We start from the raw sequence: 23,718 nt of genomic DNA, 5'->3' as shown, positions 1-23,718 counted from the left end.
AGCATCGGCGGGTATATATTTTCAGCGAATAAATAAAAAAGGGGCTTATACCATCGGTATAGCCCCTTTTGGTTCAGCCGTTACACTTAACCGAAGTTAAAGTGCTCTGGTTTCATCTGCATAACAGACGCTGTCGGCTTCAGCATGCTGTCTGCATGGCCTTTGGCGCGTGGAAGCAAACGATCGAAGTAAAACTCAGCCGTTTGAATTTTTGCTTCGTAAAATGCTGGCTCATCATTGCCACCGTTTTCGAGCTTGTCGAAAGCAACGGCAGCCATTTTGGCCCAGAAATACGCCAACATGGCGTAGCCCGAATACATTAGGAAGTCGTTAGCGGCTGTGCCAACTAAGTCACGATCTTTACGAGCTTGCAGCATGATACGCACGGTGAGGTAGTTCCACTGCGTGACAATCTTGGTTAGCTCCCAAACAAAAGGACGCATGGCTTTGTTCGCCACGTTATCACGGCAGAACTTTGCAATTTCCGCGGTGAATTCGCGAACCACTTTGCCGCGCGAACCGAGCAGTACCTTACGGCCGAGTAAATCTAAGGCCTGAATGCCGGTGGTGCCTTCATAGAGTGTGGCAATGCGCGCGTCACGTGCGTACTGCTCCATGCCGTGCTCTTTGATGTAACCGTGGCCGCCGAAAACCTGCATGCCGAGATTAGCCGCTTCTAGGCCCAACTCAGTCAACACACCTTTCAAAATGGGTGTGTAGAAGCCGAGCTTATCATCCCAATAATCATAGGTTTCGATATCGCCGTTAATGATACCGACCGACATATTGTCAGCCAGTTGTGAGGCGAAATAGACCATGGCCCGACCACCTTCGGCAACGGCCTTCTGAGTCAGCAACATACGACGCACATCACCGTGATGAATCAGCGAGTCAGCGGCGTGATCAGTGTCTTTTTTGCCGCTCAGTGCGCGCATTGAGCGGCGATCTTTGGCATACGGTAATGCGCCTTGGAAAGATTGTTCCGCATGGCAAACGCCCTGCACGGCGGTGCCAATGCGTGCGGTGTTCATGAAGGTGAACATGCACTCAAGGCCTTTGTTTGCCGGGCCAATCAAATAAGCATTTGCACCGTCAAAGTTGAGCACACAAGTCGCCGATGCGCGGATACCCATCTTGTGCTCAATCGAGCCAACATTTACGGGGTTGCGCTCACCTAGGCTACCGTCCGCATTGACGTTGTATTTGGGCACAATAAACAACGAAATACCGCGCGTGCCTTTAGGGGCGTCAGGTAAGCGAGCCAGCACGATGTGCACAATATTTTCGGATAAGTCGTGATCGCCGGCAGAAATAAAGATCTTTGTGCCATATAGCTTGTAGCTGCCATCTGCTTGAGCTTCGGCTTTGGTTTTTACTTGACCCAAGTCGGTGCCGCACTGTGGTTCAGTTAAGCACATCGTGCCCAGCCAGCGGCCTTCCACGAGTGGCGGCATATAGGTGGCTTTCTGCTCAGCATCACCATGCAACATGATGGTGTTCATGCAGCCAAGCGATAGGCCGGGATACATGGTAAATGACCAGTTAGCCGTACCCATCATCTCGGCTTTCAGCAGACCCATAGACATCGGCAGGCCTTGGCCACCGTATTCAGCGGGATAGTTCAGGCCTTGCCAGCCGCCTGCAACGTATTGATCGTAGGCATCTTTGAAGCCTTTAGGCGTAGTCACCACGCCATCGGCAAAATGACAGCCCTCTTCATCGCCTGACTGGTTGATTGGCGCAAGTACTTCTTCACAGTACTTCGCGCACTCATCCAAGATGGCGTCGACGAGATCGGGCGTAGCTTCTTCGCCACCCGGCAAGTTGGCGTAATGCGTTGGGTAATCGAAAACTTCATTCATCAGAAAGCGCATATCGCGCAGGGGGGCTTTATAAGCTGGCATGATGTTGTCACTCGTATAAGTTGAAGACAGTTAACTTATACGCACATAACACCTACCGGTCATTGGCAGTTTTCGACCAATTGCCCGGCATATCGGACAATTGGTCTTGTCTATACGCTATTGAACGTGATCTTAGCTGAGTGCGGAAATATCAGCGACGCGTAAAAATAGCGCGCGTAACTGGCTCAGCAGTAATAAGCGATTATGCCGAATAGCAAGGTCGTCAGCATTCACCATGACTTGATCGAAAAAGGCGTCAACCGGCGCGCGAAGCGAGGCCAGCAAGCCCAAGGCCGCAGTGTAATCGCCGGCTGCATATAAAGGCGCCAATCGTCCATGTAATGCGCTGAGCTCTGCAGCAAGGGCTTGCTCTGCGGGCTCTTGCAACAGTGCGGCATCAAGTTCGCCCGTCATCGAAGGCTCTTTCGCTAAGATGTTCGCCACGCGTTTGTTGGCTGCCGCCAGTGCCGCCGCTTCTGGCAGCTGACTAAAGCTAGCCACTGCATGAACCCGCCGTGCAACATCGGCAGCCACGCTAGGCTGGCAGGCTTGAACTGCCGCAATGATTTCCGCACTGATGCCTTGCTCTTCAAACATGGCTCGGTAGCGGCCCAGCAGGAAAGCAAAGACTTCATCGGATGCATTCGCCTGCGTCACGGCAGCGCCGTGTTGCGCAACAGCGGTAGCAACCAGCGTGCGTAAATCAATCGAATAGTTTCCATCAATGAGCATGCGCAAGATGCCTAACGCGGCACGACGCAAAGCAAACGGGTCTTTCGAGCCGGTTGGCGGCTGACCAATGGCAAATAAGCCGGTCAGTGTGTCGAGTTTATCGGCCAAGGAAACCGCCGTGCCGGTGGACGTGGTCGGCAAGTTATCGCCAGAAAAACGCGGTAAGTACTGCTCCGTGAGTGCCAAGGCAACATCATCAGCCAAGCCTTCGTGGCGCGCATAATGGTAGCCGGCGATGCCTTGCAGCTCTGGAAACTCGCTGACCATCTCGCTGGCCAAATCAGACTTAGACAGTAGACCGGCGAGCTCCGCTGCCGCTTCATCGGCATCAATGAGCCCTGCTATATGGCTTGCCAGCGCCGATACGCGTTGCGCCTTTTCATACACGGTGCCGAGCTGTGCCTGGAAAACAATCTGCTTGAGGCGCTCATTTCGCTGAGCCAGTGTGATTTTTTTGTCTTGGCTAAAAAAGAACTCGGCATCGGTCAGGCGTGGGCGAACCACCTTTTCATTGCCAGAAATAATCTTTTCAGGATCGCTGGAGTCGATATTAGCCACCGTAATGAAGCGCGCCATGAGCTGATCATTGGCATCGACTAGGCAAAAGTACTTTTGGTTGTCTTGCATGGTGGAAATGAGCGCTTCTTGTGGAACACTCAAAAACCGCTCTTCAAAGCGACAGACCAACGGCACAGGCCATTCGACTAATGCGGTGACTTCATTAAGCAGGGCATCGGGCATGAGAGGCCGCCCTCCGGCTTGCGCAGCTAAGTCATTCACCAAATGACGAATTTGCTCGCGGCGCGCATCAAAGTCTGCCACCACATAGGCGGTCTTCATGGCATCGAGATAGTTATCGGCATGTGCCAGCTCAACCGGCTCGGGATGATGAAAGCGGTGTCCACGGCTAACGCGGCCACTCGACAAACCCAACAAAGTTGCCGGCACCACGGCATCGCCGTAGAGCATGACCAGCCAATGCATGGGGCGCACAAACTCAATCCGGCTGCTGCCCCAGCGCATGCGTTTGGCAATGGGGAGCTGTTTAATGGCCTGCTCAAAAATACCCGGCAGCAAAGCAACAGAGGCCTCACCCGGCACCGTACGAACATAGCGAAGTTTTTCGCCGCTGCGGTCTAAATCGGCAACCTCTACCCCATGCTTTCGGGCAAAACCCAGCGCCGCGGGCGTCGCTTGTCCATCGGCAGAAAATGCCGCCTTTATCGGCGGGCCGTCGGCGCGCACATCGCGATCGGGTTGCTGTGGTGCCAATGCTTCAATGCGAATAGCCAGTCGTCGCGGCGCTGCATAAAACTGCACACCGCTGAACTTGAGGCCGGCGGCGAGTAGGCCCTGCTCCACGCCATCGCGTAAGGCCGTTGCTAGCGTGAGCAATGACTTCGGTGGCAGCTCTTCGCCGCCTAATTCAAACAATACCGATGGATGGCTCATGCTTTTTTCTCCGCTGCGGGTGCCGTCTGGGCATCGATTTGGGCCATCACTTCAGCGCGCAGCGTCGGATCGGCCAATGGGAAGCCCAGTGCGGCGCGTGAGTCGAAATAGCTTTGAGCCACGGCGCGCGCGAGGGTACGCACGCGCAAAATAAAGCGTTGACGCTCGGTCACCGAAATAGCGCGGCGGGCATCGAGTAAATTGAACGTATGTGAGGCCTTCAGCACAAACTCATAGGCCGGTAATGGCAATTTCAGCGCCATGATGCGGTTGGATTCGGACTCGTAGAGGTCAAACAGCTTAAAGAGTTCGTCGATATTGGCGTGCTCAAAGTTATAGGTCGACTGCTCCACCTCGTTTTGATGAAAGGCATCGCCGTAAGTGACTTTGCCAAACGGGCCATCGGTCCAAACTAAGTCATAAACCGAATCCACGCCTTGCAGATACATAGCCAGGCGCTCGAGACCGTACGTGATTTCGCCGGTTACGGGGTAGCATTCGAGGCCGCCGACTTGCTGGAAATACGTAAATTGCGTGACTTCCATGCCATTGAGCCAAATCTCCCAGCCTAAGCCCCAGGCACCGAGCGTGGGCGACTCCCAGTTATCCTCAACAAAACGGATGTCGTGCACGGTGGGGTCAATGCCAATATGGCGCAATGAGTCTAAGTAGAGCTCTTGGATATTCGGCGGATTGGGCTTTAGCACAACCTGAAACTGGTAATAGTGCTGCAGGCGATTGGGATTTTCGCCATAGCGACCATCGGATGGCCGGCGCGAGGGCTGCACATAGGCGGCATGCCAGGCTTCCGGACCAATGGCACGCAGAAACGTTGCGGTGTGGAAGGTACCAGCGCCCATTTCCATATCATAGGGCTGCAAAATGCAGCAGCCCTGCTCCGCCCAATAGCGCTGCAGCGCTAAAATCAGGCCTTGAAAGGTTTGGATGGGTTGTGCGGTATCGCTCATGAGCTATTCCTGACGTCGTAGGGCGGCAAGCACTGAGCAGCCATGGCTGCTAGGCGGCAATCGAACGCGTAAGTATAGCTGAGGCCGATTCAATCGGCACAAAAAAGGGCCAATGCGGTATTGGCATTGACCCTTTTTCTAAGCCAGATGGCTTATTTCGGGCTAATAGCCGCCACGTCTAATACCACCTGCGTTTTGGCATCGACACGGACCACATGATCGCCAATCTTTTTCAGCTCAGTGCCCTTGGGTTGTTTGCCGAGCTTGGCTACCGAGCTGGCATCGACATTAACCGCTGATTTCGCTAAGCCGGCATCGAGCTTGGCGCCGAGCACCAGCTTAGACTCATAACCGGCCTCCGGTGCAGAGGCATCAGTGCTGCCAAACATTTTGCCCATCAGTTTGTTGGCGGCTTTACCGCTGGCGTAATGCTTGGCTAGGGCGATGCGATCTTTGGCGCCAATTTTCATTTCAGCGCTTTGCTTGAAGCCGGCAACCGAGGCTTGGGCAGCGCCCATTTTGGCTTCGGCTTGGGCTTTGGCATCGCTGATGGCCGCGTTGCCGCTGGCTTTTGCTGCCGCAGCGGCTTTCGCAGCGGCTTCCTTCTGGGCTTTTAAATCAACCGAGGCGTTGGCATCACCCTCGGCAGTCATGCCGGCGATTTGTAGACCCGTGTTGATACGTGCATCGAGTGCATAGGCGCTGGTGGTAGCGAGTAGTAATGCGGTAACTAATGCAGTGCGATTCATAAAAACCTCATTTGTATAATCAGTGTGTCAACAAAACGTCAACACCCGTGGATGGTTTACTTAAGTTTTTGCGCTTAGGGCGGGCGTGTCGAAAGCAATACCCGCCCAGCCGCTGTCCATAAAGGCGCGAATATTGGCATGATCGCTACCCGATGGTGAGGCCAACACACTAGCGTAATGCTCAGCGAAACACAGCAACGTGTCATTTTCGCTTAAGCCGACGAGCTGAGCATAGGCAAACACTCGGCAAGCCCCCTCGTTTTGGCCGGCGGAATTGGCCGAGTTGCCATTGCGAAACGCTGTGGGGGAATATTCATAATGCGTTTGAATATGTGCCAAGACATATGCAAAGGTTGCAGTTTTTTCGCGGACAGCACGCAGTAAATCATCAGTCATAAAAGTCTTCCTAGGCAATATTGAATCCTAGTGTAGCGGCTTGATGGCTTGACCGAGACCTGTCGTATGGTACCGATTGTTCATTAAATGACATAAAATGCGCGACGAATTGCCAATACCCCCACTGACTTGAGAGAAGATTATGGCCGCTATCGACACTGCCGAACTCGAACTGTTTCGCGACAACGTGAAGCGCTTCTTGGAAAATGAAATTCACCCGCACTATGAGCAGTGGGAAAAAGACGCGTGGATGCCGCGTGAGTTTTGGAACAAGCTCGGTGACAATGGCCTGCTCTGTGTTGATCAGCCCGAGCAATACGGTGGCGTTGGTGTGCCCTTCCAGTATTCCATGGTCATTCTCAACGAAATGTCGAAAATGGGCCTGTCTTCACTCGCCACTGGCGTGAGTGTGCATTCGGATATTTGTGCACCTTATGTTGAGCATTTGGGCACGCAGGCCGTGAAAGATTATTGGCTGCCGCGCATGGCTTCTGGCGAAGCGGTGTCGGCCATTGGCATGTCGGAGCCCGGTGCGGGGTCTGACCTCGCGGCCATTCGTACTAGTGCGGTGCGCGACGGTGATCATTATGTGGTGAATGGTTCGAAAACCTTCATCTCCAATGGCCAACATGCCGATATCGTCATCATGGCGGTTAAAACGGACCCAAGCGCTGGCGCTAAGGGCGTGTCCTTGCTGCTCATTGATACCTCCCTGCCCGGCTTTAACAAAGGCAAAAAGCTGGTGAAAATGGGTCTGCAGTCGCAAGACACATCCGAGCTTTTCATGGATAACGTGCGCGTGCCGGTGAACTGCCTGCTCGGTCAAGAAGGCAAAGGCTTCGCTTATATGATGAATGAGCTGCCGCGTGAGCGCTTGAACATTGCCGTGATTGCCGTCGCTGCCGCCGAGGGTGTGCTCGAAGACACCATCACGTATGTGCAAGAACGCAAAGCCTTTGGCAAGCCGTTGGCACAGCTGCAAAATACCCGTTTCACATTGGCAACTTGCAAGACAGATATTCTCGCGGCGCGTGCCTTTGTCAACAACTGCGTGGACCTTCATGCCGACAGCAAGCTCGACATCCCCACTGGTGCGGCAGTGAAGCTCTACGCCACTGAATTACAGGGTCGTGTTGCTGATGCCTGCCTACAAATGCACGGCGGCTATGGCTATATGATGGAATATCCGGTGGCTCGTGCTTACGTTGATGCGCGTATTCAGCGCATTTACGGCGGTGCTAGCGAGATCATGAAAGAAGTGGTTGCGCGCGATATCTTAGGTCGCTAAGTCGTTATAAAAAACAGCCGCTAGTCGGCTGTTTTTTTTCGTCTCACACTTATAGTGACGGCTGTGGTTTCGGCTCCATCGGGGATGGATGAGCGGCTTCGGCGGCAGCACGAATGATGCGCTGCTCAATGTCAAAGCGCTCCACCAATGGCACAGGCAAATACACCTGCAGCTCGGTAAATTCGAAGTTCTCAAACATCAAGCGAATACGCGGCGTCAGCATGGGCACACCTAGGCCGTGCTGACGCTGCAGGTCGCGCGCATGTTTAACCAGATCACTGGCGTAGCGTCCAACCTCATCGCGAGCGGTTTGCAGCATGGCGGCCTCGACGGCTTGCCAGTTATCGGCGCGCGGCAGCTGAAGCATCACGGTGTGCATGACAAAGCGCCCCAGCTGGCTCTCGTTAAACACGGACTGCGTTAGCAGCTGACTATTGGGGATGGTCACCACGCGACCGACGCTGCCTTTGGTGACGCTTGCCGGCGTAATTTCAATGACCGTGGTCGATAGCATATCCACATCCATGACCTGACCTTTCAAGCCATTGATTTCAATGCGATCACCCAACTTATAGGCGTTGGTGCTGCCACGGTAGAGCGCACCGAGTAAGCACAGAATCATTTCGCGGGTGGCAAGCACTAAGGCCGCCGCTACCGCCACCATGGAGACGGCGACAGTCTCAATTTCACTCGCCCAAATAAGCGCCAGGCCAATTAAGAGCAGCAAAAAGGTGACATTACGCACAGTGACTAGCCAGCGCCGCTTCATTTCCGGCTCAATGCTGTCACGTTTTAAAATAGCGTGACGCACGCTCATGCGAATGGCCAGCAACAGCGCAAAATAAACGCTGGTGATGAGCAGGTCACGCATAAAAGCCGCGTCAATAAAGCTCGGCAACAACTGCATTAGACTTTCATCAGCATGGCGTAATAAAAGCCATCGTGACCATCAATCTCAGGCAATAACTGACGCCCTTGTGGTCGCCACTGACCGGGCATTTCGCCGGACTTTTTCAATGGCACGGGTTGCGCATCGGGCGTGCGCGCCAAAAATGACACGATTTGGTCTTCGTTTTCCGCCTTTAATAGCGAGCAGGTGGCATATAGCAAGCGCCCGCCCGGACGCAGCGTTTTCCACAGCATATTGAGCAGGCGCGCTTGCTGTGCCGTGGTTTGCGCGACATCGGTGGCGCGACGTAATAGCTTGATGTCCGGGTGGCGACGAATGACGCCGGTGGCCGTACAGGGCGCATCCAGCAAAATCGCATCGAAAGGCGTGCCATCCCACCAGTGGCTAATGTCGTCGGCATCGGCGCAAATCGTTTCAATAGCGACTGGTAAGGGATCCGCACAGGCAAGCGTGGCGCGGTCGATATTTTCCTGCACACGGCGCAGCCGCTCAGCATCGTTATCGATAGCCACTAAGGTTGCCATGCTGGGCATTAGCTCAAGTAGGTGCGCCGTTTTACCGCCGGGCGCGGCACAGGCGTCGAGCACACGCTCACCGGCTTGTGGGTTCAGTAAGTGCGCCGCTAATTGCGCAGCCTCATCTTGCACCGACAGTGCGCCCGAGGCTAATGCAGGCAAATGATGAATCGGCAAGGGCTCGATCAAACGCAGGCCATCAGGCGAAAAGCGTGTGGGCTCGAGCGGCAAGCCATCTTCGATGAGTTCAACCAGTAAATCACTGCGCGTGTGCTGCAGACGATTGACACGCAAGCAAATTGGCGCAGCGCTGTTATTGGCCTCAATGATGTCTTTCGCTTCGGCAGGCCAGTCGGCCTCAATGGCGCGCAGCAACCACGCCGGATGGGCATGGCGCTGAACCGTGGCGGCATGCACAAGCTCGGCTTCGCGACGCTGCAAATTGCGCAGCACGCCATTAATAAAGCCGGTGAGTTTGTCCATGCCGAGTTGGCGCGCGGCCTCAACGGTTTCAGCCAAGGCGGCGTGATCGGGAATGCGCATGGCGAGCAGTTGGTGCGCACCGAGCAGCAGTAAAGCCTCCACCTGATGGTCTTTGGTGGCGCGTTGCAGCAAGGGCTTGATGAGCGTGCGGTAATAAATGGCAAAACGTGCCGTGCCCTGCACAAGCTCCTGCAGCAAACCCACGTCTTCGCCACGACATGCCTTTTGTGCACTCGGCAATGTTGCGCTGAGTGAGCGCTCGCCAGCGAGTGCCGGCGCCAAAGCTTGCGCCGCTAAGGCGCGCACACCCAATGGCCGTTTGGCGTTGGCGCCGCGTCGCACACTGGTGTGCGTTTTTGCAGATAACGAGCTCATAAACCAAATACCGTGAGGGGGCTGAAAATGTCGCGTTTGGCGTTCAGTAGCTGCGCAATCGGCAGCGCTTTACCGCCGGCTAACTGAAGTATTTCGATCAATAGCACATTGCCATCACCACAGGCCACGGCTAGACCGTGTTTATCGGCGCGAATGATCGTGCCCGGCTGCTCAACACTGATGTCATCGCTCAGCACACGGGCTTGCCAAATACGCACGGGCTCGTCATGAAGGCGGGTGTGCGCCACCGGCACGTTATTGAAGGCGCGAATGTGACGGGCAATATGTTCGGCATCCTGATGCCATTGGATCAATGCTTCTTCTTTGTTGAGCTTGCTGGCATAGGTGGCCAGCGCATCGTCTTGGACTTCAGCGACGAGCGCCTCGCCATCGTGCAGGCTATCGACCACACCGAGCAGCGCATCGCCACCGAGCAGCGCCAAGCGGTCATGCAGGCTGGCGCCGGTGTCGCGTGGTGAAATAGGGCAGCTCGCTTTCGCCAACATGGCGCCGGTATCGAGGCCCGCATCCATTTGCATGATGGTAATGCCCGTGCTGGTATCGCCAGCCAAAATAGCCCGCTGAATGGGCGCCGCACCGCGCCAGCGTGGCAATAATGACGCATGCACATTGATGCAGCCCAAGCGCGGAATGGCGAGTACCTCGGGCGGCAGCAATAAACCATAAGCAGCCACCACCATGAGATCGGGCTGCAGCGCGGCGAGCTCAGCTTGAGCATCAGCATCTTTCAAGCTGTTTGGCTGCAATACGGGAATCTCGCGCAGTTCGGCGAGCGCTTTCACGGCACTGGGCTTGAGTGCGCGACCGCGGCCGGCAGGACGATCGGGCTGCGTATACACAGCGATGACATCGTGGTGTCCTTGCAGCAGTGCGCGCAGGCTTTCGGCGGCAAACTCAGGTGTTCCTGCAAAGACGATGCGTAAGTGACTTTCCAATGCGGTCTCGTGTCTCTCTTGGGGCGCTTAGGCGCGGGATTTGTGCAGCTTTTCGAGCTTTGCCTTGATGCGATTGCGTTTCAGCGCCGAGATATAGTCGACAAATAGCTTGCCATCGAGGTGGTCGATCTCATGCTGAATGCACACAGACAGCAGGCCATCGGCGTCGAGCGTTTGCGGCTGGCCCTGTAAATCAAGAGCGCTGACACGAATAGCATCGGTGCGTTCTACGCTTTCATAAAATCCCGGCACACTCAAACAGCCTTCATCGTAGGGCTTAGTCTCTGCGGAGAGTGGCTCAAATGTTGGGTTGATGAGCACTTGCGGTTGCGACTGATCTTCACTGACATCGACAACCAGCATGCGGATGTGGTGATCCACTTGCGTGGCCGCAAGACCAATGCCGGGTGCGGCGTACATGGTCTCCAGCATGTCTTTAGCGAGTTGCCGAATCGCCTCAGTGACCTCACTGACCGGCTTGGCAATGGTACGCAGACGAGGATCGGGAAACTCTAAAATGGGTAACAGCGCCATTTATACACTCCAGCGGTTGGCATTTTATGCGCGGTGCAACTACACCTAGTACAGGCGGCTACACAGATTGGCGACATTATAGGCTGCAAAACGCTGGGGTGCGACTCAGCGTTGGCGTTGCATGGCGTAGAAAAAGGAGCAGTTATGGCACTGGATGCCGACATTGCCACACGGGTGGCGGCGTATATCTTGTTAGATCAGCAGCCCAAGCGCTATCGCCACTGGCAGGCGTTGGCACGCAGCCCAGAACATGGCATGGCGTTATTGCAGCGCACTGATGCCGCGTTGCATTTAAATGCAGAGATGATTGCGGCCTGTCGCGACTGGCCCAATGGGCGCCATGCCGCAGAGGCATTGGCGCAATGGCAGCATAGCTGTGATTGGTTAGCGCAGCCTGGCAACGGTATTTGGTTCGATGCCGATAGCGATACCCAGCTAAGCTGGCCGCCAGGATTTGCGCGCTGTGCTGAGCGCGAGCGCCCGCCACTGCTATTTTATCGCGGCGATGACAACCTCATGGGCCTGCCGCAAGTGGCCATTGTTGGCAGCCGTGCCGCCAGTGCGGCGGGCTTGCGCTGGACAACAGACGTGGCCGGCGCGCTTGCGCAAGCCGGTATTGCCATCACCAGCGGTCTAGCTAGTGGCATCGATGGCGCCGCGCATCAAGGCGCACTGGCTGTGGGCGGTAAAACCGTGGCGGTCTTAGGGGCAGGGATTGATCGTATGTACCCGCCTCAACATCGCGGGCTGGCCGAGACGCTGGTCAATGACGGCGGCTTAATCGTCTCAGAATTTGCCCCCAATACGCCGGCAAAAAAATTCCATTTCCCGCGCCGTAATGCGGTGATTGCCGCGCTCAGCTTGGGGGTGCTGGTGGTTGAGGCCGGTCCCAATAGCGGCTCGATGAGCACGGCGCGGGTGGCCGGCAACTTAGGCCGAGATATATGGGCGGTGCCTGGGCCGTTGTCTCAACTGCAATCGCGCGGCTGTCATCAGCTCATTCGAGACAATAAAGCCGTGTTGGTGGAAACCAGCGCGCATGTATTGAGTGATGTTTTGCCGCGTATTACGCAATGGTTTGGTTTGGAGCTGCAGGCGCCCTCACGCGCCTTAGCCGCAAATCGTGACGGTCGTCGTGAGCCCAGCGCGGCGGCAGCGACACTGCGTGATAGCCTCGATTGGCAAGGCCATAGCATTGATAGCCTCGCGCAAAGCCAAGCCCTGCCGATGGCCACACTCCTAGCGCTGCTCGGCGAGCTGGAGGTCATGGGTTGGATCGAGTCTGTGCCTGGTGGTTATCAACGTATTGCGCCTTAAGCGAGACAGAATCCTCGTGCTGCTGCGTGCTAAACTCGGTGCCTCGCTTGATCGGATAACAGGTGTAAGTAGCAGCGATGGCAGCAGTATTTCCTCTCAGACGCGCACTTAATGCGTTAGCAAACGATGGCGTTATTGCCTACGCCACCGAATCTGTATGGGGGCTCGGCTGCGACCCGTGGTCAGCTAAAGCCGTCAATAAATTGCTCGAAATCAAACAACGGCCATGGCAAAAAGGCTTAATTTTGATCGCCAGCGATATCGCTCAGCTCATGCCATTGCTCGATCAAGTCACTAATGAGCAGCGCCGATTAATGCAAAGCCGCTGGCCGGGGCCGACCACGTGGCTGGTGCCGGTCTCCGATCAGGTGCCGCAATGGCTACGCGGCGAGCACGAGACCTTAGCTATGCGCGTCAGTGCGCATGCTGGCGTGCGGCAGCTATGCAATGCTTGGGGTGGCCCATTGGTGTCAACCAGCGCCAATCGCAGCGGCCAACCCGCCTGCAAAACGGCGCTGCAAGTGCATTTACGACTCGCCGATGAGGTGGATGCTTGTCTGCCGGGGCAAGTCTCCGGCGCCAAACGACCAAGTGAAATTATCGATTTAGTCAGCCAGCGCGTTATGCGTGCAGGCAGTTAGGAGTCCACATGTCGGCACCACATATTGACGCAGTAAAAGCCTATTTGCTTGATCTACAAGACCGTATTTGTGACGCAATTAGTGAGGTCGATGGTCAGGCATTTAGTGAGGACAGCTGGCAGCGCGGCCCTGGTGAACGGCTGGCGGGTGGCGGTCGTACGCGTGTGTTGGAGCTGGGCAATGTCATTGAAAAAGGTGGCGTGAACTTCTCGCATGTCTCCGGCCAACAGCTGCCCGCGTCGGCTACGGCGCATCGTCCCGAGTTAGCTGGACGGCGCTTCCAAGCCTTGGGTGTGTCGCTGGTGATTCATCCACGCAATCCCTACGCCCCCACGTCGCACGCCAACGTGCGGTTTTTTGTCGCGGAAGCCGATGACGCCGAGCCTGTCTGGTGGTTTGGCGGTGGCTTTGATCTCACGCCGTATTACGGCTTTGAGGATGACTGTGTGCATTGGCATCGCACAGCGCAAGCGGCGTGTGAGCCATTTGGCGAGGATATCTACCCGCGTTTTAAGCGATGGTGTGATGACTACTTCTACTTAAAGCATCGCGACGAGCAGCGCGGTATTGGCGGCTTATTTTTCGACGACTGGCAAGCCGGCAATTTTGACCACGCATTTGCCTTAATGAAAAGCGTTGGTGATGCCTATTTGCCCGCCTACCTACCCATTCTCACGCGCCGCAAAGATATGCCCTACGGTGAACGCGAGCGGGAATTTCAATTGATCCGTCGCGGCCGCTACGTGGAATTTAATTTGGTCTGGGACCGCGGCACATTGTTTGGCTTACAAAGCGGTGGGCGCACGGAGTCGATTTTGATGTCCCTACCCGCTGCGGTCAGTTGGCGCTATGAGCATCAGCCCGAGGCCGGTAGCGTGGAGGCACGCTTGCTGACGGATTTTCTAACCCCGAAAGAGTGGTTGGCGCTATGAGTGAGTCGGTAATTGCTGAGAAGCCGTTTGATCAATATGCGGTGATCGGTCACCCCATTGAGCATAGTCAGTCGCCGCGTATACATGCCGCTTTCGCTAAGGCCAGCAGTCAGCGCATGGTCTATGAGGCGCTGCTGTCACCGCTCGATGGTTTAGCGCAAACGTGGGCCACATTGCGCGCAAACGGAGGCCGTGGCGCCAATATCACGGTGCCTTTTAAGGTAGAGGCTATGGCGCTTTGCGATCAGCTCAGTGATCGTGCTGAGCTCGCCGGCGCTGTGAATACGCTAAGCGTGTTGGCCGATGGTCAAGTGCGTGGCGACAATACCGACGGCGCCGGTCTCGTGCGCGACATCGAGACAAACGCCGGATGGCAGCTGGCCGGCCAGCGCGTCTTATTGCTTGGTGCTGGTGGCGCGTCGGCTGGTGTATTGGGGCCGTTACTGGCGGCGGGCGTGGCGCATATTTGTATTGCTAATCGAACGCTCGCGAAGGCCGACAAGCTGGCGGCTGCATTTGCCGGCATGGGCTCGGTGAGCACAGCGGCTAGCTCAGCGCTGGCTCAGAGCAACGACAGTGCCAGTTACGACCTTATCATCAATGCCACGAGTGCCAGCTTACAAGGCAAAAGCATTGACATCGGCGCCAGTTGGTATCGTGAATCAAGCGCGGTTTATGACATGATGTACGGCTTTGATACCGCCTTTTTAGCGTGGGCACGCGGTCAGCAGATTAGCCGCCGCCGCGATGGCCTCGGCATGTTAGTTGAGCAGGCGGCCGAGGCCTTTTATGTTTGGCGCGGTGTGCGCCCTGACACTCAGGCATTACTGTCGAGCTTACGAGCTGAGCTGGACTAATTTAAGTGAGGAATGACGATGTACATGCGCGTGTTATGTGGAGTGGTTTTAGGTGTCTGTGGTGTTGCTGGTCAAGCCGCTGAGTCTGACGAGGGCTGGACGGGCCGAGCCGATCTTGGCTATTTCTCGCAATCTGGCAGCGGCGGTGGCAAAGAAAGCCTGACCGCGAAGGCTGAGGCAGCGCGCAATTTTGGCGAGTATCGTGTGGAAAATCAGGCACAAGCCGTGAGTGCCTCCGATGACAAAGCCAACTCAGGTACCGCGCGCTATTTATTGAGCAGCAAGCAGAGCAAAAAGATTGCTGAAAGCGAGTATTTATTCCTCAAAGAGCAATGGGAAAAAGACAGTACCAGTGACTTTCGCTACCAAATGAACATCACCGGGGGTTATGGCCGCGAACTCATCAAAAATGACGCGCATACACTCACGGGCGAGCTCGGTATTGGTGTGCGTTATAGCAAGCGCCGAGTGGGTAAGGCTGAGACATCGCCGGTCGGTACGGGCGCCTTGGACTATAAATACGCGATTAGCAAAACCGCCAGCTTTCATCAGCGCGTTGGCGTTGAGGGCGGCACCGAGAGCATTATTGCGCGCTCACTCACGGAGTTGCGTGTGCAGCTGCGCGAGGAGCTTGGCTTGGCTATTGGCTATGACGTGAAGCGTGAGTTTAGTGACAATAATCAGCGCTTATCCTTGACCACGATCAGCCTGAGCTACGCCTTTTAAGATCTAGCCCGCCCACTATTTGCCCCGAGGTTTGCCATGAACGTGTTGTTGACGCCCCCTGTGATCCCAGAGTTTGCCAGCCTGCGCGCCGAGGATGTGCCGGCGGCAATCGACACATTGCTGGCTGAAAGTCGCGAGCAGGTGGCGGCCTTGGCAACGCAAAGCACCCCCACCTGGGCCAGTTTAGCCGCGCCATTAGAGGCGATTGATGATCGGCTCAATGCCGCGTGGTCGCCGGTGTCGCAGCTCAATGCCGTGGTCAACAGCGAGGCTTGGCGAGAAGCCTACAACAGCAGCCTGCCCAAGTTATCTGCCTACGCCACGGAAATGGGTCAACATGAGCAGCTCTTTGCCGCATGGCAGGCACTTCACGATGGCCCAGAATTCGCTCAGCTCAACGCCGCTCAGCAGCAGGCGATTCGCAATACGCTGCGGGATTTTCGCCTCAGTGGCATTGGCTTGCCCAGCGAAAAAAAGCAGCGCTTTACGGCGATCAGTGAGCGTTTGTCGCAACTGCAGTCGACATTTGCAGACCATGTCTTAGATGCCACGCAAGCTTGGTCCATGAACTTGCCCGATGCATCACGCCTGAGTGGCATTCCGGAGAGCGGCTTAGCGCTGATGGCGTCGCTGGCGCAAGCACATGACTCGGCCTATCGCCTGACCTTAGATATGCCGGTGTACATCAGCGTGATGACATTTGCCGATGACCGCGACCTGCGCGAAAGTATTTACACCGCCTATGCCACGCGCGCCTCGGAGCAAGGTCCGCATGCCGGCCAGTTTGATAATGGTCCGCTCATTGCTGAGATTTTGGCGCTACGTCATGAGCTCGCCGAACTCTTAGGCTATGCGCATTACGCCGCCCTGTCATTGGCGCCAAAAATGGCCGATAGCGTTGAGCAAGTGCATGCTTTTTTACACGATCTAGCTGTCAAAGCGCGCCCAGGCGCTGAGCGAGATATTGCTGAGCTGAAAGCGTTTGCAGCTGATGAATGCGGCATTGATGACTTGCAGTCATGGGATATGACCTATGTTAGCGAGCGCTTAAAACAGCAGCGCTATGCGTTATCGCAAGAAGAATTAAAACCCTATTTTCCCGCGCCCCGCGTCATCGACGGGTTATTTGCTGTCGCCAAAAAACTGTTTGGTTTCGATGTCGTGCCAGCACCCGAGCTCGACACTTACCATCCAGACGTACTCGCCTATGCCATTGTTGAAAACGGCGAAACACGGGCGTGGTTTTACCTAGATTTGTATGCGCGTAGCAACAAACGCGGCGGCGCCTGGATGGCTGATGCTCGTGTGCGTCGGCGCTTAGCCAGTGGCGAGCTGCAAAAGCCAGTTGCTTTTTTAACCGGAAACTTCAATCCGCCGGTGGGCAATCAACCGGCATTACTCACGCACAACGAAGTCACCACGCTATTTCATGAGTTTGGCCATGGTATCCATCACATGCTGACCGAGGTCGATGTTGCCGCAGTATCGGGCATTAATGGCGTGGCATGGGATGCTGTTGAACTGCCCAGCCAATTTATGGAGAACTGGTGCTGGACCGCTGAGGGTATTGCCTTGATGTCTGCCCACGTGGAGAGTGGTGAGCCACTGCCTGCAGACATGCTTGAGCGCTTATTGGCGGCACGAAACTTTCAGTCCGGCGTGATGACATTGCGCCAGCTTGAGTTTTCGTTGTTTGACCTCGCCATTCACCGCCGCCCCGGCGTTGATTTCGCCACACTAATGACTATTTTGCGCGAGGTGCGAGAGCTCACCAGCCTCATGCCTTTGCCGGCGTGGAACCGCTTCCCCTGCAGTTTTAGCCATATTTTTGCCGGTGGCTATGCTGCCGGCTATTACAGCTATAAATGGGCAGAAGTATTATCGGCAGATGCCTTCTCGGCCTTTGAGCAAGAGGGTGTGTTTAATGCCGAGACGGGTGCGCGCTTCCGTCAGGCTATTTTGGCGCAAGGGGGTAGCCGGCCGGCGGCGGAGTTATTCCAGCAGTTTATGGGGCGTGAACCATCGGCCGATGCCCTGCTGCGGCACACTGGTTTAGCGGCATGACTGTGCTCAAGCGCTTCATTGCCGGCGCAAAATGCCCAGGCTGTGGTCTCGAAGATAAGCTCCAGCTTTGCACCGAGGAAGGTCGCGAATGGGTAGCGTGCGTGCGTTGCGACTACACCGATGTACGACCCACCGAAGTCACCATGAAAGAGCCTGATGAGTCGCGAGACGACAGCACCAGCGTGGTGCGTTTTAAGCCTTAATCGGCTGGGGTCACGGCAAGGCGGCGGCGTTGCCAGCGCTGCATTAGCCAGCTCAGCAGTAGAGTTGTCAGCGCCAATAACACCACCAAGGCCGCCACCGGCAATGCCAAGGCTTGACCAATCAGCACAGCCAAGGCCATGCAAGCCACGGCAATGGCACTGGCGCGGCGCGCCATTTGCCCCGGGCTACGCGCTACATACCGCGCTGCCGCCGCTGGTATTACCATCAGCGCGCTGATTAACAACACCCCCATGACCTTCGCGCCAGCGGCGACCACGGCGGCCAGCATAAGAAGCAACAAGGGGCGCAGCCAATGCACTGGCCAGCCATCAATCGCGGCTGTTTCTTCATGGATGGCGGCGGCCACCAAGCCAGTCCAATGCCGCCAGAGCAGTAGCGCCACCACGGCCAAGCCAACACACATCCACGTAATGCTATTGGCACTTAAGCTCAGTAAATTGCCAAATAAGTAGTCTTCCAGTGCGTGGCCGCTGTGCTCATCATCTTGGCTGGCGGTCATCAGCAATGCCAAGCTTATGCCGGTATACGCCATGATCGTCAGCCAGGTATCGACACCGTGCTCGCTTTGGCGCATCAGTCGACTCAGCACCAGCGCCGCCACTACGCAGACCGTCGCCACCATAGCGCCCATGGGTAGATCCAGCATGAGGGCCAGCGCCACACCAAACAACGAGGCGTGCGCTAAGCTGTCGCCAAAATACGCCATGCGCCGCCAGAGCAGTAGGCTTCCGAGTGGTCCGGCGACTAGTGCCGTTAGCATACCGCCCAATAACGGCATGAGTAATTCAATCATGTGTGCATCCGGCGTGGCAGTCGGTGGCGTCGCCTTGCAGACTGTGGTGGTGGTCGTGATGGTGCGTGTAAATGGCGAGATCGCGGCTGCTACTGGTGCCAAATAAGCGCTGATATTCAGGGTGTTGGCTCACGGCTTCAGGATGGCCGGTGCAACACACATGGCGATTGAGACAGAGCACCTGATCGGTCGCCGCCATCACCACATGCAAGTCGTGCGAGACCATCAGTACGCCGCAACCATGGCGTTCGCGAAGCCTGCGAATGAGTGCGTAGAGCTCGTTTTGTCCAGATAAATCGACACCTTGCACAGGCTCATCGAGCACTAATAAATCCGGTTTGCGCAGCAATGCGCGCGCTAACAGTACGCGCTGCTGCTCGCCACCGGAGAGCGTTAGCGCTGGATGCAAAAGCAAGTGCTCAGCGCCCACTTCGCGCAGAGCCGCCAGAATGTCTTGCTGCGCGTAGCGCTGGCGAGGTGCTGGCCACCAGCGTGAGGCTTGCCCACTCGGACCTGGCAATGCCAAAAAGTCCGCCACCGTAAGCGGCAAATACGGATTAATAGGGAAGCGCTGCGGCACATAGCCAATGCGTAAATTCGGCGCTAACCACCGCGTGCCAGCACTTGCCGGTAGCAATCCGAGCGCGATACGAATGAGGCAAGTTTTACCGGCGCCATTGGGGCCAATAATAGTGGTGATTTCGCCGCGCTGCAGGCGCAAATCAACGCCATCGAGCACACTACGGCCATCGATATGCCAGCTGATTTGCTGCAAATTGAGCAAGCACTCAGTTTTTGTCATGGCTAAGCTCGGCGCTGTGTTGGCAGGCCTGACACGTACCCATAAGCTCTAATGCACCATGAGTCACGGTGAAGTTAGCTGCTGCGGTAGCGGCATCGATGGCTGAGGTAATGCCCGCCACCGCATCGAGCTCTTGCGCGGTGTTGCAGTGCTGGCAAATGAGGAAATAGCCACCATGCGCGTGCTCAGGGTGGGTGCAGCCCAAAAAAGCATTGAGGCTGGTGATGCGATGCACGAGTTGATGCTGCAAGAGAAAGTCCAAGGCGCGATAAATCGTCGGTGGTGCCGGCTTGTGGCCCTCTTGCGCGAGTTGATCGAGCAGCTCATAAGCGCCTAATGGTTTATGGCTGGCCCAAACCAGCTCCAATACGCGTTTACGGAGCGGCGTTAGGCGCGCACCCGCCGCCAAGCAAAGTCGTTCCGCCGAGGCCAACGCGCTGTTTACGCAGCGCGAATGGTCGTGAGCAAGTGCCGGGCTGCGCTGCGCTGGCGTACCGTGTTCGGGGTCGGGCGCAGAAAGTGGACGAAAAACGGCGGGCATAACGCATTAGCCTGAAATGACGAGACGCAACAGTGTAACATATCGCCATGAATTCGAAGCGAGCCACCCCATGACCAAACGCCCTCCTCTCATTCTTGTTGATGGCTCGTCGTATCTGTACCGCGCTTATCACGCCATGCCGCCGTTGACCACGCAAAGTGGCCAAGCCACCGGCGCCATCAAGGGCGTAGTAAATATGCTGAAAAGCCTGCTCAAACAGGTCGGCCCCACGCATGTGGCCGTGGTATTTGACGCGCCCGGCAAAACATTTCGCGATGACATCTTTCCCGAATATAAAGCGCACCGCCCGCCCATGCCCGACGATATGCGCACGCAAATTGCGCCATTGCACGCGATGGTTAAGGCCTTGGGCTTGCCGCTGGTATGTACCCCAGGCGTGGAGGCCGATGATGTCATTGGCACGTTAGCGCAGCGCGCCGCGCAAGCAGGCTGGCCGGTGTTGATTTCGACCGGTGACAAAGACCTCGCGCAGCTCGTCAATGCCGATATCACTTTGGTCAACACCATGACCAATGTGGTGCTCGATGAGGCTGGAGTGCTGGCGAAATTCGGTGTGCGCCCCGACCAAATCATCGACTACCTGATGCTCATCGGCGATAGCTCCGATGGCATTCCTGGCGTGCCCAGCGTGGGGCCAAAAACCGCGGTGAAATGGCTAACGGCCTACGACACGCTAGAAAATATTGAAGCGCATGCTGCCGACATTAAGGGCAAGGTCGGCGAAAAGTTTCGTGATTTTATGCCGCAGCTTGGCATGACGCGCGAGCTCGTCACCATTAAATGTGATGTCGAGATCGCCGAGGCGCTAGAGGATTTCGCATTAAAAGACAGTGACGAAGGTCAGCTATTAGCGCTGTACGACGAGCTAGAGTTTCGCAGCTGGGCCAATGAGTTACGCGCCGATGGCCATGTACCGAATTCACGCGGCGCCAACCAATGGGCAGTGCGAACGGCTGCTGCGCCAGCGGCTGTAGCAAGCGAGGCCGATAACCGCTTCCCTGCCCCGCCAAGTGATGCGAAAACGCAGACGCATATTGTCGCTACCAGCGATGCCTTGCAGGCACTGATCGAACAGCTCGCGGCGGCAAAACGATTTGCCATTGATACGGAAACCACCAGCCTAAATTATATTGAGGCGGCGCTTGTCGGCATTTCGGTGGCCATCACGCCGGGTGAGGCTTGGTATGTGCCCGTTGGTCATGCGCGAGAAGTCTCGCCTCAGCAACTACCAAAAGCCGAAGTATTAGCCGCCTTTCAGCCACTGCTGGAATCTGAGTCATATGCCAAAGTGCTGCAACATGCCAAATACGACATGCATATTTTGGCCAACGAAGGTATTACTTTGCGCGGAGTGAGCTGCGACACGATGCTCGCCTCCTATGTGCTTGATGCCACGGCGACTCGGCATAATTTAGCGGACCTCGGTAGCTATTATTTGGGTCGCCAAGGCATCAACTTTAGCGATATTGCCGGCAAGGGCGCGAAAGCGGTGACCTTTGAGCGTATCGCTATTGAGCAGGCGGCACCGTATGCCGGTGAGGATGCTGATTTCACCTTGCAGCTGGCCAATCTATTCGACGCTGAGTTGGCAAAAGCACCGGCTTTGCAGGCGTTACTGCTTGAGCTTGAGTTGCCGGTGCAACGTGTGTTGCAAGCCATGGAGTACCACGGCACGCTGATTGATCCTGAGGTGTTGCGTGTACAAACGCTATCGCTGACGTCGCGCTTGCATTGGCTGGAAACACAGGTCTATGAGCTCGCCGGCGAGACGTTTAACCTGAGCTCGCCGAAACAACTCGGAGTGATTTTGTTTGAAAAACTCGGCATTGCTGGCGGTAAAAAGACAGCCAGTGGTCAATACTCGACAGCCGAAGACGTGCTTGAGCAGCTAGCCCACCCGCTGCCCGCGCTGGTACTTGAGCACCGGAGTTTGGCGAAGCTGCGTTCGACCTACACCGATAAGCTGCCAGAAATGATGCAGCGCAAAACCGGGCGCGTGCATACCTCGTACCATCAGGCGGTTGCTGCCACGGGTCGTTTATCATCGAGCGATCCGAATTTGCAAAACATCCCGATTCGTACGGAAGAGGGTCGGCGTATTCGCCAAGCCTTTGTGGCACCTCCGGGCTGCGTAATTCTGGCGGCAGATTACTCTCAAATTGAGCTGCGCATCATGGCGCACCTATCGCGCGATGCGGGTTTGTTGAGTGCGTTTCAAAATGGCCTCGATGTGCATAAAGCCACCGCTGCTGAGGTGCTAGATGTTGCTGTCGATGCGGTAACGCATGAGCAGCGCCGTGCCGCAAAAGCGGTAAACTTTGGCCTGATTTACGGCATGTCGGCCTTTGGTTTAGCCAAGCAGTTGGATATTTCTCGTAGTGAGGCGGCTGATTACATTGCCCGCTATTTTGCCCGCTACCCCGGTGTCCAGGAGTACATGGAGCGCACGCGTGCACAGGCGCATGAGCAAGGCTATGTGGAAACGCTTTATGGTCGTCGGCTGATGCTGCGTGATATCCGCTCGCCGAAACCCATGCTCCGGCAAGCCGCTGAGCGCGCGGCGATCAATGCGCCGATGCAGGGCACAGCCGCCGATATTATCAAGCGTGCGATGCTGCGCGTGCAGTCGGCGTTAGCGGCAGAGCGCCTGCGAGCGGTCATGGTCATGCAAGTCCACGATGAGCTGGTGCTTGAAGTGCCAGAGACTGAGGTTGAGGCTGTAACGGCGTTGTTAAAGCGCGAAATGGCAGCCGCTGCAGACCTCGCCGTGCCCCTTGAGGTAGACGTGGGCGTTGGCAAGAACTGGGACGAGGCGCATTAAGCGCCACTGGGTCCAGCTGCGTGTTGCCGTTAGCTTATGCTGGCGGTGTGCTTGAGGGCATCGGCATCTCGAGCCAATGGCCAATTTTCAGCGCGGCTTCATCTAAACCAATGCGTGCAGTGGCTGAAAAAAGCTGCACGCTGCCATGGTAATCGAGCGCTTTGAGTGACTTGCGCACGGCACTGAGCGCCGTCAGTGCAGGCCCACGATTAAGCTTATCGGCCTTGGTCAACAAGATATGCACTTCCAAATTACGCTGCTTGGCCCAGTCCAGCATATTTCGGTCAAAAACCGACAGTGGGTGGCGTAAATCCATCAATAAAATGAGCCCGCGCAGCGTGATGCGCTCGCGTAAGTAATGCGCTAAATGTTTTTGCCACGCAATTTTCATCGCCTCTGGCACTTTCGCATAGCCGTAACCAGGCAAATCAACCAGCCGGTATTGATGCTCTTCATCGAGCGCAAAAAAGTTGATGAGCTGCGTGCGCCCCGGTGTTTTTGACGCCCGCGCAAGTTGCCGTTGGCGAGTTAAGATATTGATAGCAGTAGACTTACCGGCATTTGATCGGCCGGCAAAAGCCACTTCATGACCCATCTCCGGCGGACACAGCGCGAGCGTTGGCGCACTGATTTGAAACTGCGCGCGCGCCAGCGCAATCAACATGTGTTCAGCATCCGTCATGGTGTTTGCTCTTTTCTAAAAGCTGATAGTTTAT

At 56.0% G+C, this 23,718-nt stretch carries 21 protein-coding genes and 1 pseudogene; 9 read left to right on the top strand and 13 right to left on the bottom strand.

The window, feature by feature from the left end; translation table 11 throughout:
- Positions 1 to 86: 86 nt before the first annotated feature.
- The 5 genes from DFR26_RS01510 to DFR26_RS01490 all read right to left on the bottom strand — a co-directional run bounded on the left by DFR26_RS01510 (position 87) and on the right by DFR26_RS01490 (position 6,201).
- Positions 87 to 1,904, bottom strand: coding sequence for an acyl-CoA dehydrogenase C-terminal domain-containing protein (locus DFR26_RS01510; RefSeq protein WP_116207173.1), 1,818 nt, complete (start codon positions 1,902 to 1,904; stop codon positions 87 to 89).
- Positions 1,905 to 2,036: 132 nt separating this feature from the next.
- Positions 2,037 to 4,088 (bottom strand): glycine--tRNA ligase subunit beta, encoded by a 2,052-nt coding sequence (gene glyS, locus DFR26_RS01505; RefSeq protein WP_116207172.1) that lies wholly within the window; start codon positions 4,086 to 4,088, stop codon positions 2,037 to 2,039.
- Positions 4,085 to 5,056: a glycine--tRNA ligase subunit alpha gene (gene glyQ / locus DFR26_RS01500; RefSeq protein ID WP_116207171.1), complete on the bottom strand. Its 972-nt coding sequence runs from the start codon at positions 5,054 to 5,056 to the stop codon at positions 4,085 to 4,087. The genes glyS and glyQ overlap by 4 nt, the downstream gene beginning before the upstream one ends.
- Before the next feature lie 152 nt (positions 5,057 to 5,208).
- On the bottom strand, positions 5,209 to 5,805 hold the full coding sequence (locus DFR26_RS01495; protein ID WP_116207170.1) for a hypothetical protein: 597 nt from the start codon (positions 5,803 to 5,805) through the stop codon (positions 5,209 to 5,211).
- 60 nt (positions 5,806 to 5,865) lie between these two features.
- Positions 5,866 to 6,201, bottom strand: a complete 336-nt coding sequence (locus tag DFR26_RS01490; RefSeq protein ID WP_116207169.1) for a HopJ type III effector protein — start codon at positions 6,199 to 6,201, stop codon at positions 5,866 to 5,868.
- 142 nt (positions 6,202 to 6,343) lie between these two features.
- Here DFR26_RS01490 and DFR26_RS01485 point away from each other — a divergent pair, with 142 nt between their 5' ends.
- Positions 6,344 to 7,489 carry an acyl-CoA dehydrogenase family protein gene (locus tag DFR26_RS01485; RefSeq protein ID WP_116207168.1) on the top strand — a complete coding sequence of 382 codons (1,146 nt, stop codon included), beginning with the start codon at positions 6,344 to 6,346 and terminating at the stop codon, positions 7,487 to 7,489.
- A gap of 49 nt (positions 7,490 to 7,538) precedes the next feature.
- On the opposite strand, the gene DFR26_RS01480 is transcribed toward DFR26_RS01485, so the two are convergent.
- The 4 genes from DFR26_RS01480 to def are packed head-to-tail and all read right to left on the bottom strand — an operon-like array spanning position 7,539 to position 11,262.
- A complete protein-coding gene (locus DFR26_RS01480; RefSeq protein ID WP_116207167.1) occupies positions 7,539 to 8,396 on the bottom strand; it encodes a mechanosensitive ion channel family protein in 858 nt (285 codons plus the stop codon).
- On the bottom strand, positions 8,396 to 9,772 hold the full coding sequence (gene rsmB, locus DFR26_RS01475) for a 16S rRNA (cytosine(967)-C(5))-methyltransferase RsmB (protein ID WP_116207166.1): 1,377 nt from the start codon (positions 9,770 to 9,772) through the stop codon (positions 8,396 to 8,398). Before rsmB ends, DFR26_RS01480 begins: the two co-directional genes overlap by 1 nt.
- Positions 9,769 to 10,728 (bottom strand): methionyl-tRNA formyltransferase, encoded by a 960-nt coding sequence (gene fmt / locus DFR26_RS01470; RefSeq protein WP_116207165.1) that lies wholly within the window; start codon positions 10,726 to 10,728, stop codon positions 9,769 to 9,771. Before fmt ends, rsmB begins: the two co-directional genes overlap by 4 nt.
- A gap of 27 nt (positions 10,729 to 10,755) precedes the next feature.
- Positions 10,756 to 11,262 (bottom strand): peptide deformylase, encoded by a 507-nt coding sequence (def, locus tag DFR26_RS01465; protein WP_116207164.1) that lies wholly within the window; start codon positions 11,260 to 11,262, stop codon positions 10,756 to 10,758.
- A gap of 144 nt (positions 11,263 to 11,406) precedes the next feature.
- Here def and dprA point away from each other — a divergent pair, with 144 nt between their 5' ends.
- The 7 genes from dprA (at position 11,407) to DFR26_RS01430 (ending at position 18,002) form a co-directional block, all read left to right on the top strand.
- A complete protein-coding gene (dprA, locus tag DFR26_RS01460; protein WP_116207163.1) occupies positions 11,407 to 12,579 on the top strand; it encodes a DNA-processing protein DprA in 1,173 nt (390 codons plus the stop codon).
- Positions 12,580 to 12,656: 77 nt separating this feature from the next.
- Positions 12,657 to 13,220: an L-threonylcarbamoyladenylate synthase type 1 TsaC gene (gene tsaC / locus DFR26_RS01455; protein WP_116207162.1), complete on the top strand. Its 564-nt coding sequence runs from the start codon at positions 12,657 to 12,659 to the stop codon at positions 13,218 to 13,220.
- Between the two features lie 8 nt (positions 13,221 to 13,228).
- Entirely contained in the window at positions 13,229 to 14,152 is a 924-nt protein-coding gene (gene hemF / locus DFR26_RS01450; protein ID WP_116207161.1) for an oxygen-dependent coproporphyrinogen oxidase, read from the top strand.
- Positions 14,149 to 15,009 (top strand): shikimate dehydrogenase, encoded by an 861-nt coding sequence (aroE, locus tag DFR26_RS01445; RefSeq protein ID WP_116207160.1) that lies wholly within the window; start codon positions 14,149 to 14,151, stop codon positions 15,007 to 15,009. The genes hemF and aroE overlap by 4 nt, the downstream gene beginning before the upstream one ends.
- An 18-nt stretch (positions 15,010 to 15,027) precedes the next feature.
- The gene (locus DFR26_RS01440; RefSeq protein WP_181898947.1) at positions 15,028 to 15,735 is read left to right on the top strand and encodes a DUF481 domain-containing protein; all 708 of its coding nucleotides are present in this window, start codon (positions 15,028 to 15,030) and stop codon (positions 15,733 to 15,735) included.
- Positions 15,736 to 15,771: 36 nt separating this feature from the next.
- Positions 15,772 to 17,799 (top strand): M3 family metallopeptidase, encoded by a 2,028-nt coding sequence (locus DFR26_RS01435; RefSeq protein WP_116207158.1) that lies wholly within the window; start codon positions 15,772 to 15,774, stop codon positions 17,797 to 17,799.
- The gene (locus DFR26_RS01430; RefSeq protein WP_116207157.1) at positions 17,796 to 18,002 is read left to right on the top strand and encodes a YheV family putative zinc ribbon protein; all 207 of its coding nucleotides are present in this window, start codon (positions 17,796 to 17,798) and stop codon (positions 18,000 to 18,002) included. The genes DFR26_RS01435 and DFR26_RS01430 overlap by 4 nt, the downstream gene beginning before the upstream one ends.
- On the opposite strand, the gene DFR26_RS01425 is transcribed toward DFR26_RS01430, so the two are convergent.
- The 3 genes from DFR26_RS01425 to DFR26_RS01415 are packed head-to-tail and all read right to left on the bottom strand — an operon-like array spanning position 17,999 to position 20,160.
- Complete coding sequence (locus DFR26_RS01425; RefSeq protein ID WP_116207156.1) at positions 17,999 to 18,817, bottom strand: metal ABC transporter permease; 819 nt, start codon at positions 18,815 to 18,817, stop codon at positions 17,999 to 18,001. The genes DFR26_RS01430 and DFR26_RS01425 overlap by 4 nt on opposite strands.
- Positions 18,810 to 19,619 carry an ATP-binding cassette domain-containing protein gene (locus tag DFR26_RS01420; RefSeq protein WP_116207155.1) on the bottom strand — a complete coding sequence of 270 codons (810 nt, stop codon included), beginning with the start codon at positions 19,617 to 19,619 and terminating at the stop codon, positions 18,810 to 18,812. The genes DFR26_RS01425 and DFR26_RS01420 overlap by 8 nt, the downstream gene beginning before the upstream one ends.
- Positions 19,606 to 20,160 carry a Fur family transcriptional regulator gene (locus tag DFR26_RS01415; RefSeq protein ID WP_116207154.1) on the bottom strand — a complete coding sequence of 185 codons (555 nt, stop codon included), beginning with the start codon at positions 20,158 to 20,160 and terminating at the stop codon, positions 19,606 to 19,608. Before DFR26_RS01415 ends, DFR26_RS01420 begins: the two co-directional genes overlap by 14 nt.
- Before the next feature lie 70 nt (positions 20,161 to 20,230).
- Here DFR26_RS01415 and polA point away from each other — a divergent pair, with 70 nt between their 5' ends.
- Positions 20,231 to 23,002: a DNA polymerase I gene (polA, locus tag DFR26_RS01410; RefSeq protein ID WP_116207153.1), complete on the top strand. Its 2,772-nt coding sequence runs from the start codon at positions 20,231 to 20,233 to the stop codon at positions 23,000 to 23,002.
- Positions 23,003 to 23,036: 34 nt separating this feature from the next.
- Here the strand turns inward: polA and yihA are convergent.
- Positions 23,037 to 23,675 (bottom strand): annotated as a pseudogene (gene yihA / locus DFR26_RS01405) (ribosome biogenesis GTP-binding protein YihA/YsxC); the annotation flags it as partial.
- Positions 23,676 to 23,718: the final 43 nt, after the last annotated feature.

It is taken from the genome of Paraperlucidibaca baekdonensis (genome assembly GCF_003387535.1).
GTDB classification, from domain to species: domain Bacteria; phylum Pseudomonadota; class Gammaproteobacteria; order Pseudomonadales; family Moraxellaceae; genus Perlucidibaca; species Perlucidibaca baekdonensis.
The sequence above is the reverse complement of the archived record's forward strand: the minus strand, read 5'-3'. Positions and strand labels throughout refer to the sequence as shown.

Coding starts and splice junctions, on each gene's coding strand:
- tsaC (WP_116207162.1), top strand. CDS start 12,657: ATGGCAGCAGTATTTCCTCTCAGACGCGCACTTAATGCGTTAGCAAAC.
- DFR26_RS01420 (WP_116207155.1), bottom strand. CDS start 19,619: ATGACAAAAACTGAGTGCTTGCTCAATTTGCAGCAAATCAGCTGGCAT.
- def (WP_116207164.1), bottom strand. CDS start 11,262: ATGGCGCTGTTACCCATTTTAGAGTTTCCCGATCCTCGTCTGCGTACC.
- glyS (WP_116207172.1), bottom strand. CDS start 4,088: ATGAGCCATCCATCGGTATTGTTTGAATTAGGCGGCGAAGAGCTGCCA.
- DFR26_RS01425 (WP_116207156.1), bottom strand. CDS start 18,817: ATGATTGAATTACTCATGCCGTTATTGGGCGGTATGCTAACGGCACTA.
- glyQ (WP_116207171.1), bottom strand. CDS start 5,056: ATGAGCGATACCGCACAACCCATCCAAACCTTTCAAGGCCTGATTTTA.
- hemF (WP_116207161.1), top strand. CDS start 13,229: ATGTCGGCACCACATATTGACGCAGTAAAAGCCTATTTGCTTGATCTA.
- DFR26_RS01415 (WP_116207154.1), bottom strand. CDS start 20,160: ATGCCCGCCGTTTTTCGTCCACTTTCTGCGCCCGACCCCGAACACGGT.
- polA (WP_116207153.1), top strand. CDS start 20,231: ATGACCAAACGCCCTCCTCTCATTCTTGTTGATGGCTCGTCGTATCTG.
- dprA (WP_116207163.1), top strand. CDS start 11,407: ATGGCACTGGATGCCGACATTGCCACACGGGTGGCGGCGTATATCTTG.
- aroE (WP_116207160.1), top strand. CDS start 14,149: ATGAGTGAGTCGGTAATTGCTGAGAAGCCGTTTGATCAATATGCGGTG.
- DFR26_RS01430 (WP_116207157.1), top strand. CDS start 17,796: ATGACTGTGCTCAAGCGCTTCATTGCCGGCGCAAAATGCCCAGGCTGT.
- DFR26_RS01485 (WP_116207168.1), top strand. CDS start 6,344: ATGGCCGCTATCGACACTGCCGAACTCGAACTGTTTCGCGACAACGTG.
- DFR26_RS01440 (WP_181898947.1), top strand. CDS start 15,028: ATGTACATGCGCGTGTTATGTGGAGTGGTTTTAGGTGTCTGTGGTGTT.
- DFR26_RS01490 (WP_116207169.1), bottom strand. CDS start 6,201: ATGACTGATGATTTACTGCGTGCTGTCCGCGAAAAAACTGCAACCTTT.
- DFR26_RS01495 (WP_116207170.1), bottom strand. CDS start 5,805: ATGAATCGCACTGCATTAGTTACCGCATTACTACTCGCTACCACCAGC.
- DFR26_RS01480 (WP_116207167.1), bottom strand. CDS start 8,396: ATGCAGTTGTTGCCGAGCTTTATTGACGCGGCTTTTATGCGTGACCTG.
- DFR26_RS01510 (WP_116207173.1), bottom strand. CDS start 1,904: ATGCCAGCTTATAAAGCCCCCCTGCGCGATATGCGCTTTCTGATGAAT.
- DFR26_RS01435 (WP_116207158.1), top strand. CDS start 15,772: ATGAACGTGTTGTTGACGCCCCCTGTGATCCCAGAGTTTGCCAGCCTG.
- rsmB (WP_116207166.1), bottom strand. CDS start 9,772: ATGAGCTCGTTATCTGCAAAAACGCACACCAGTGTGCGACGCGGCGCC.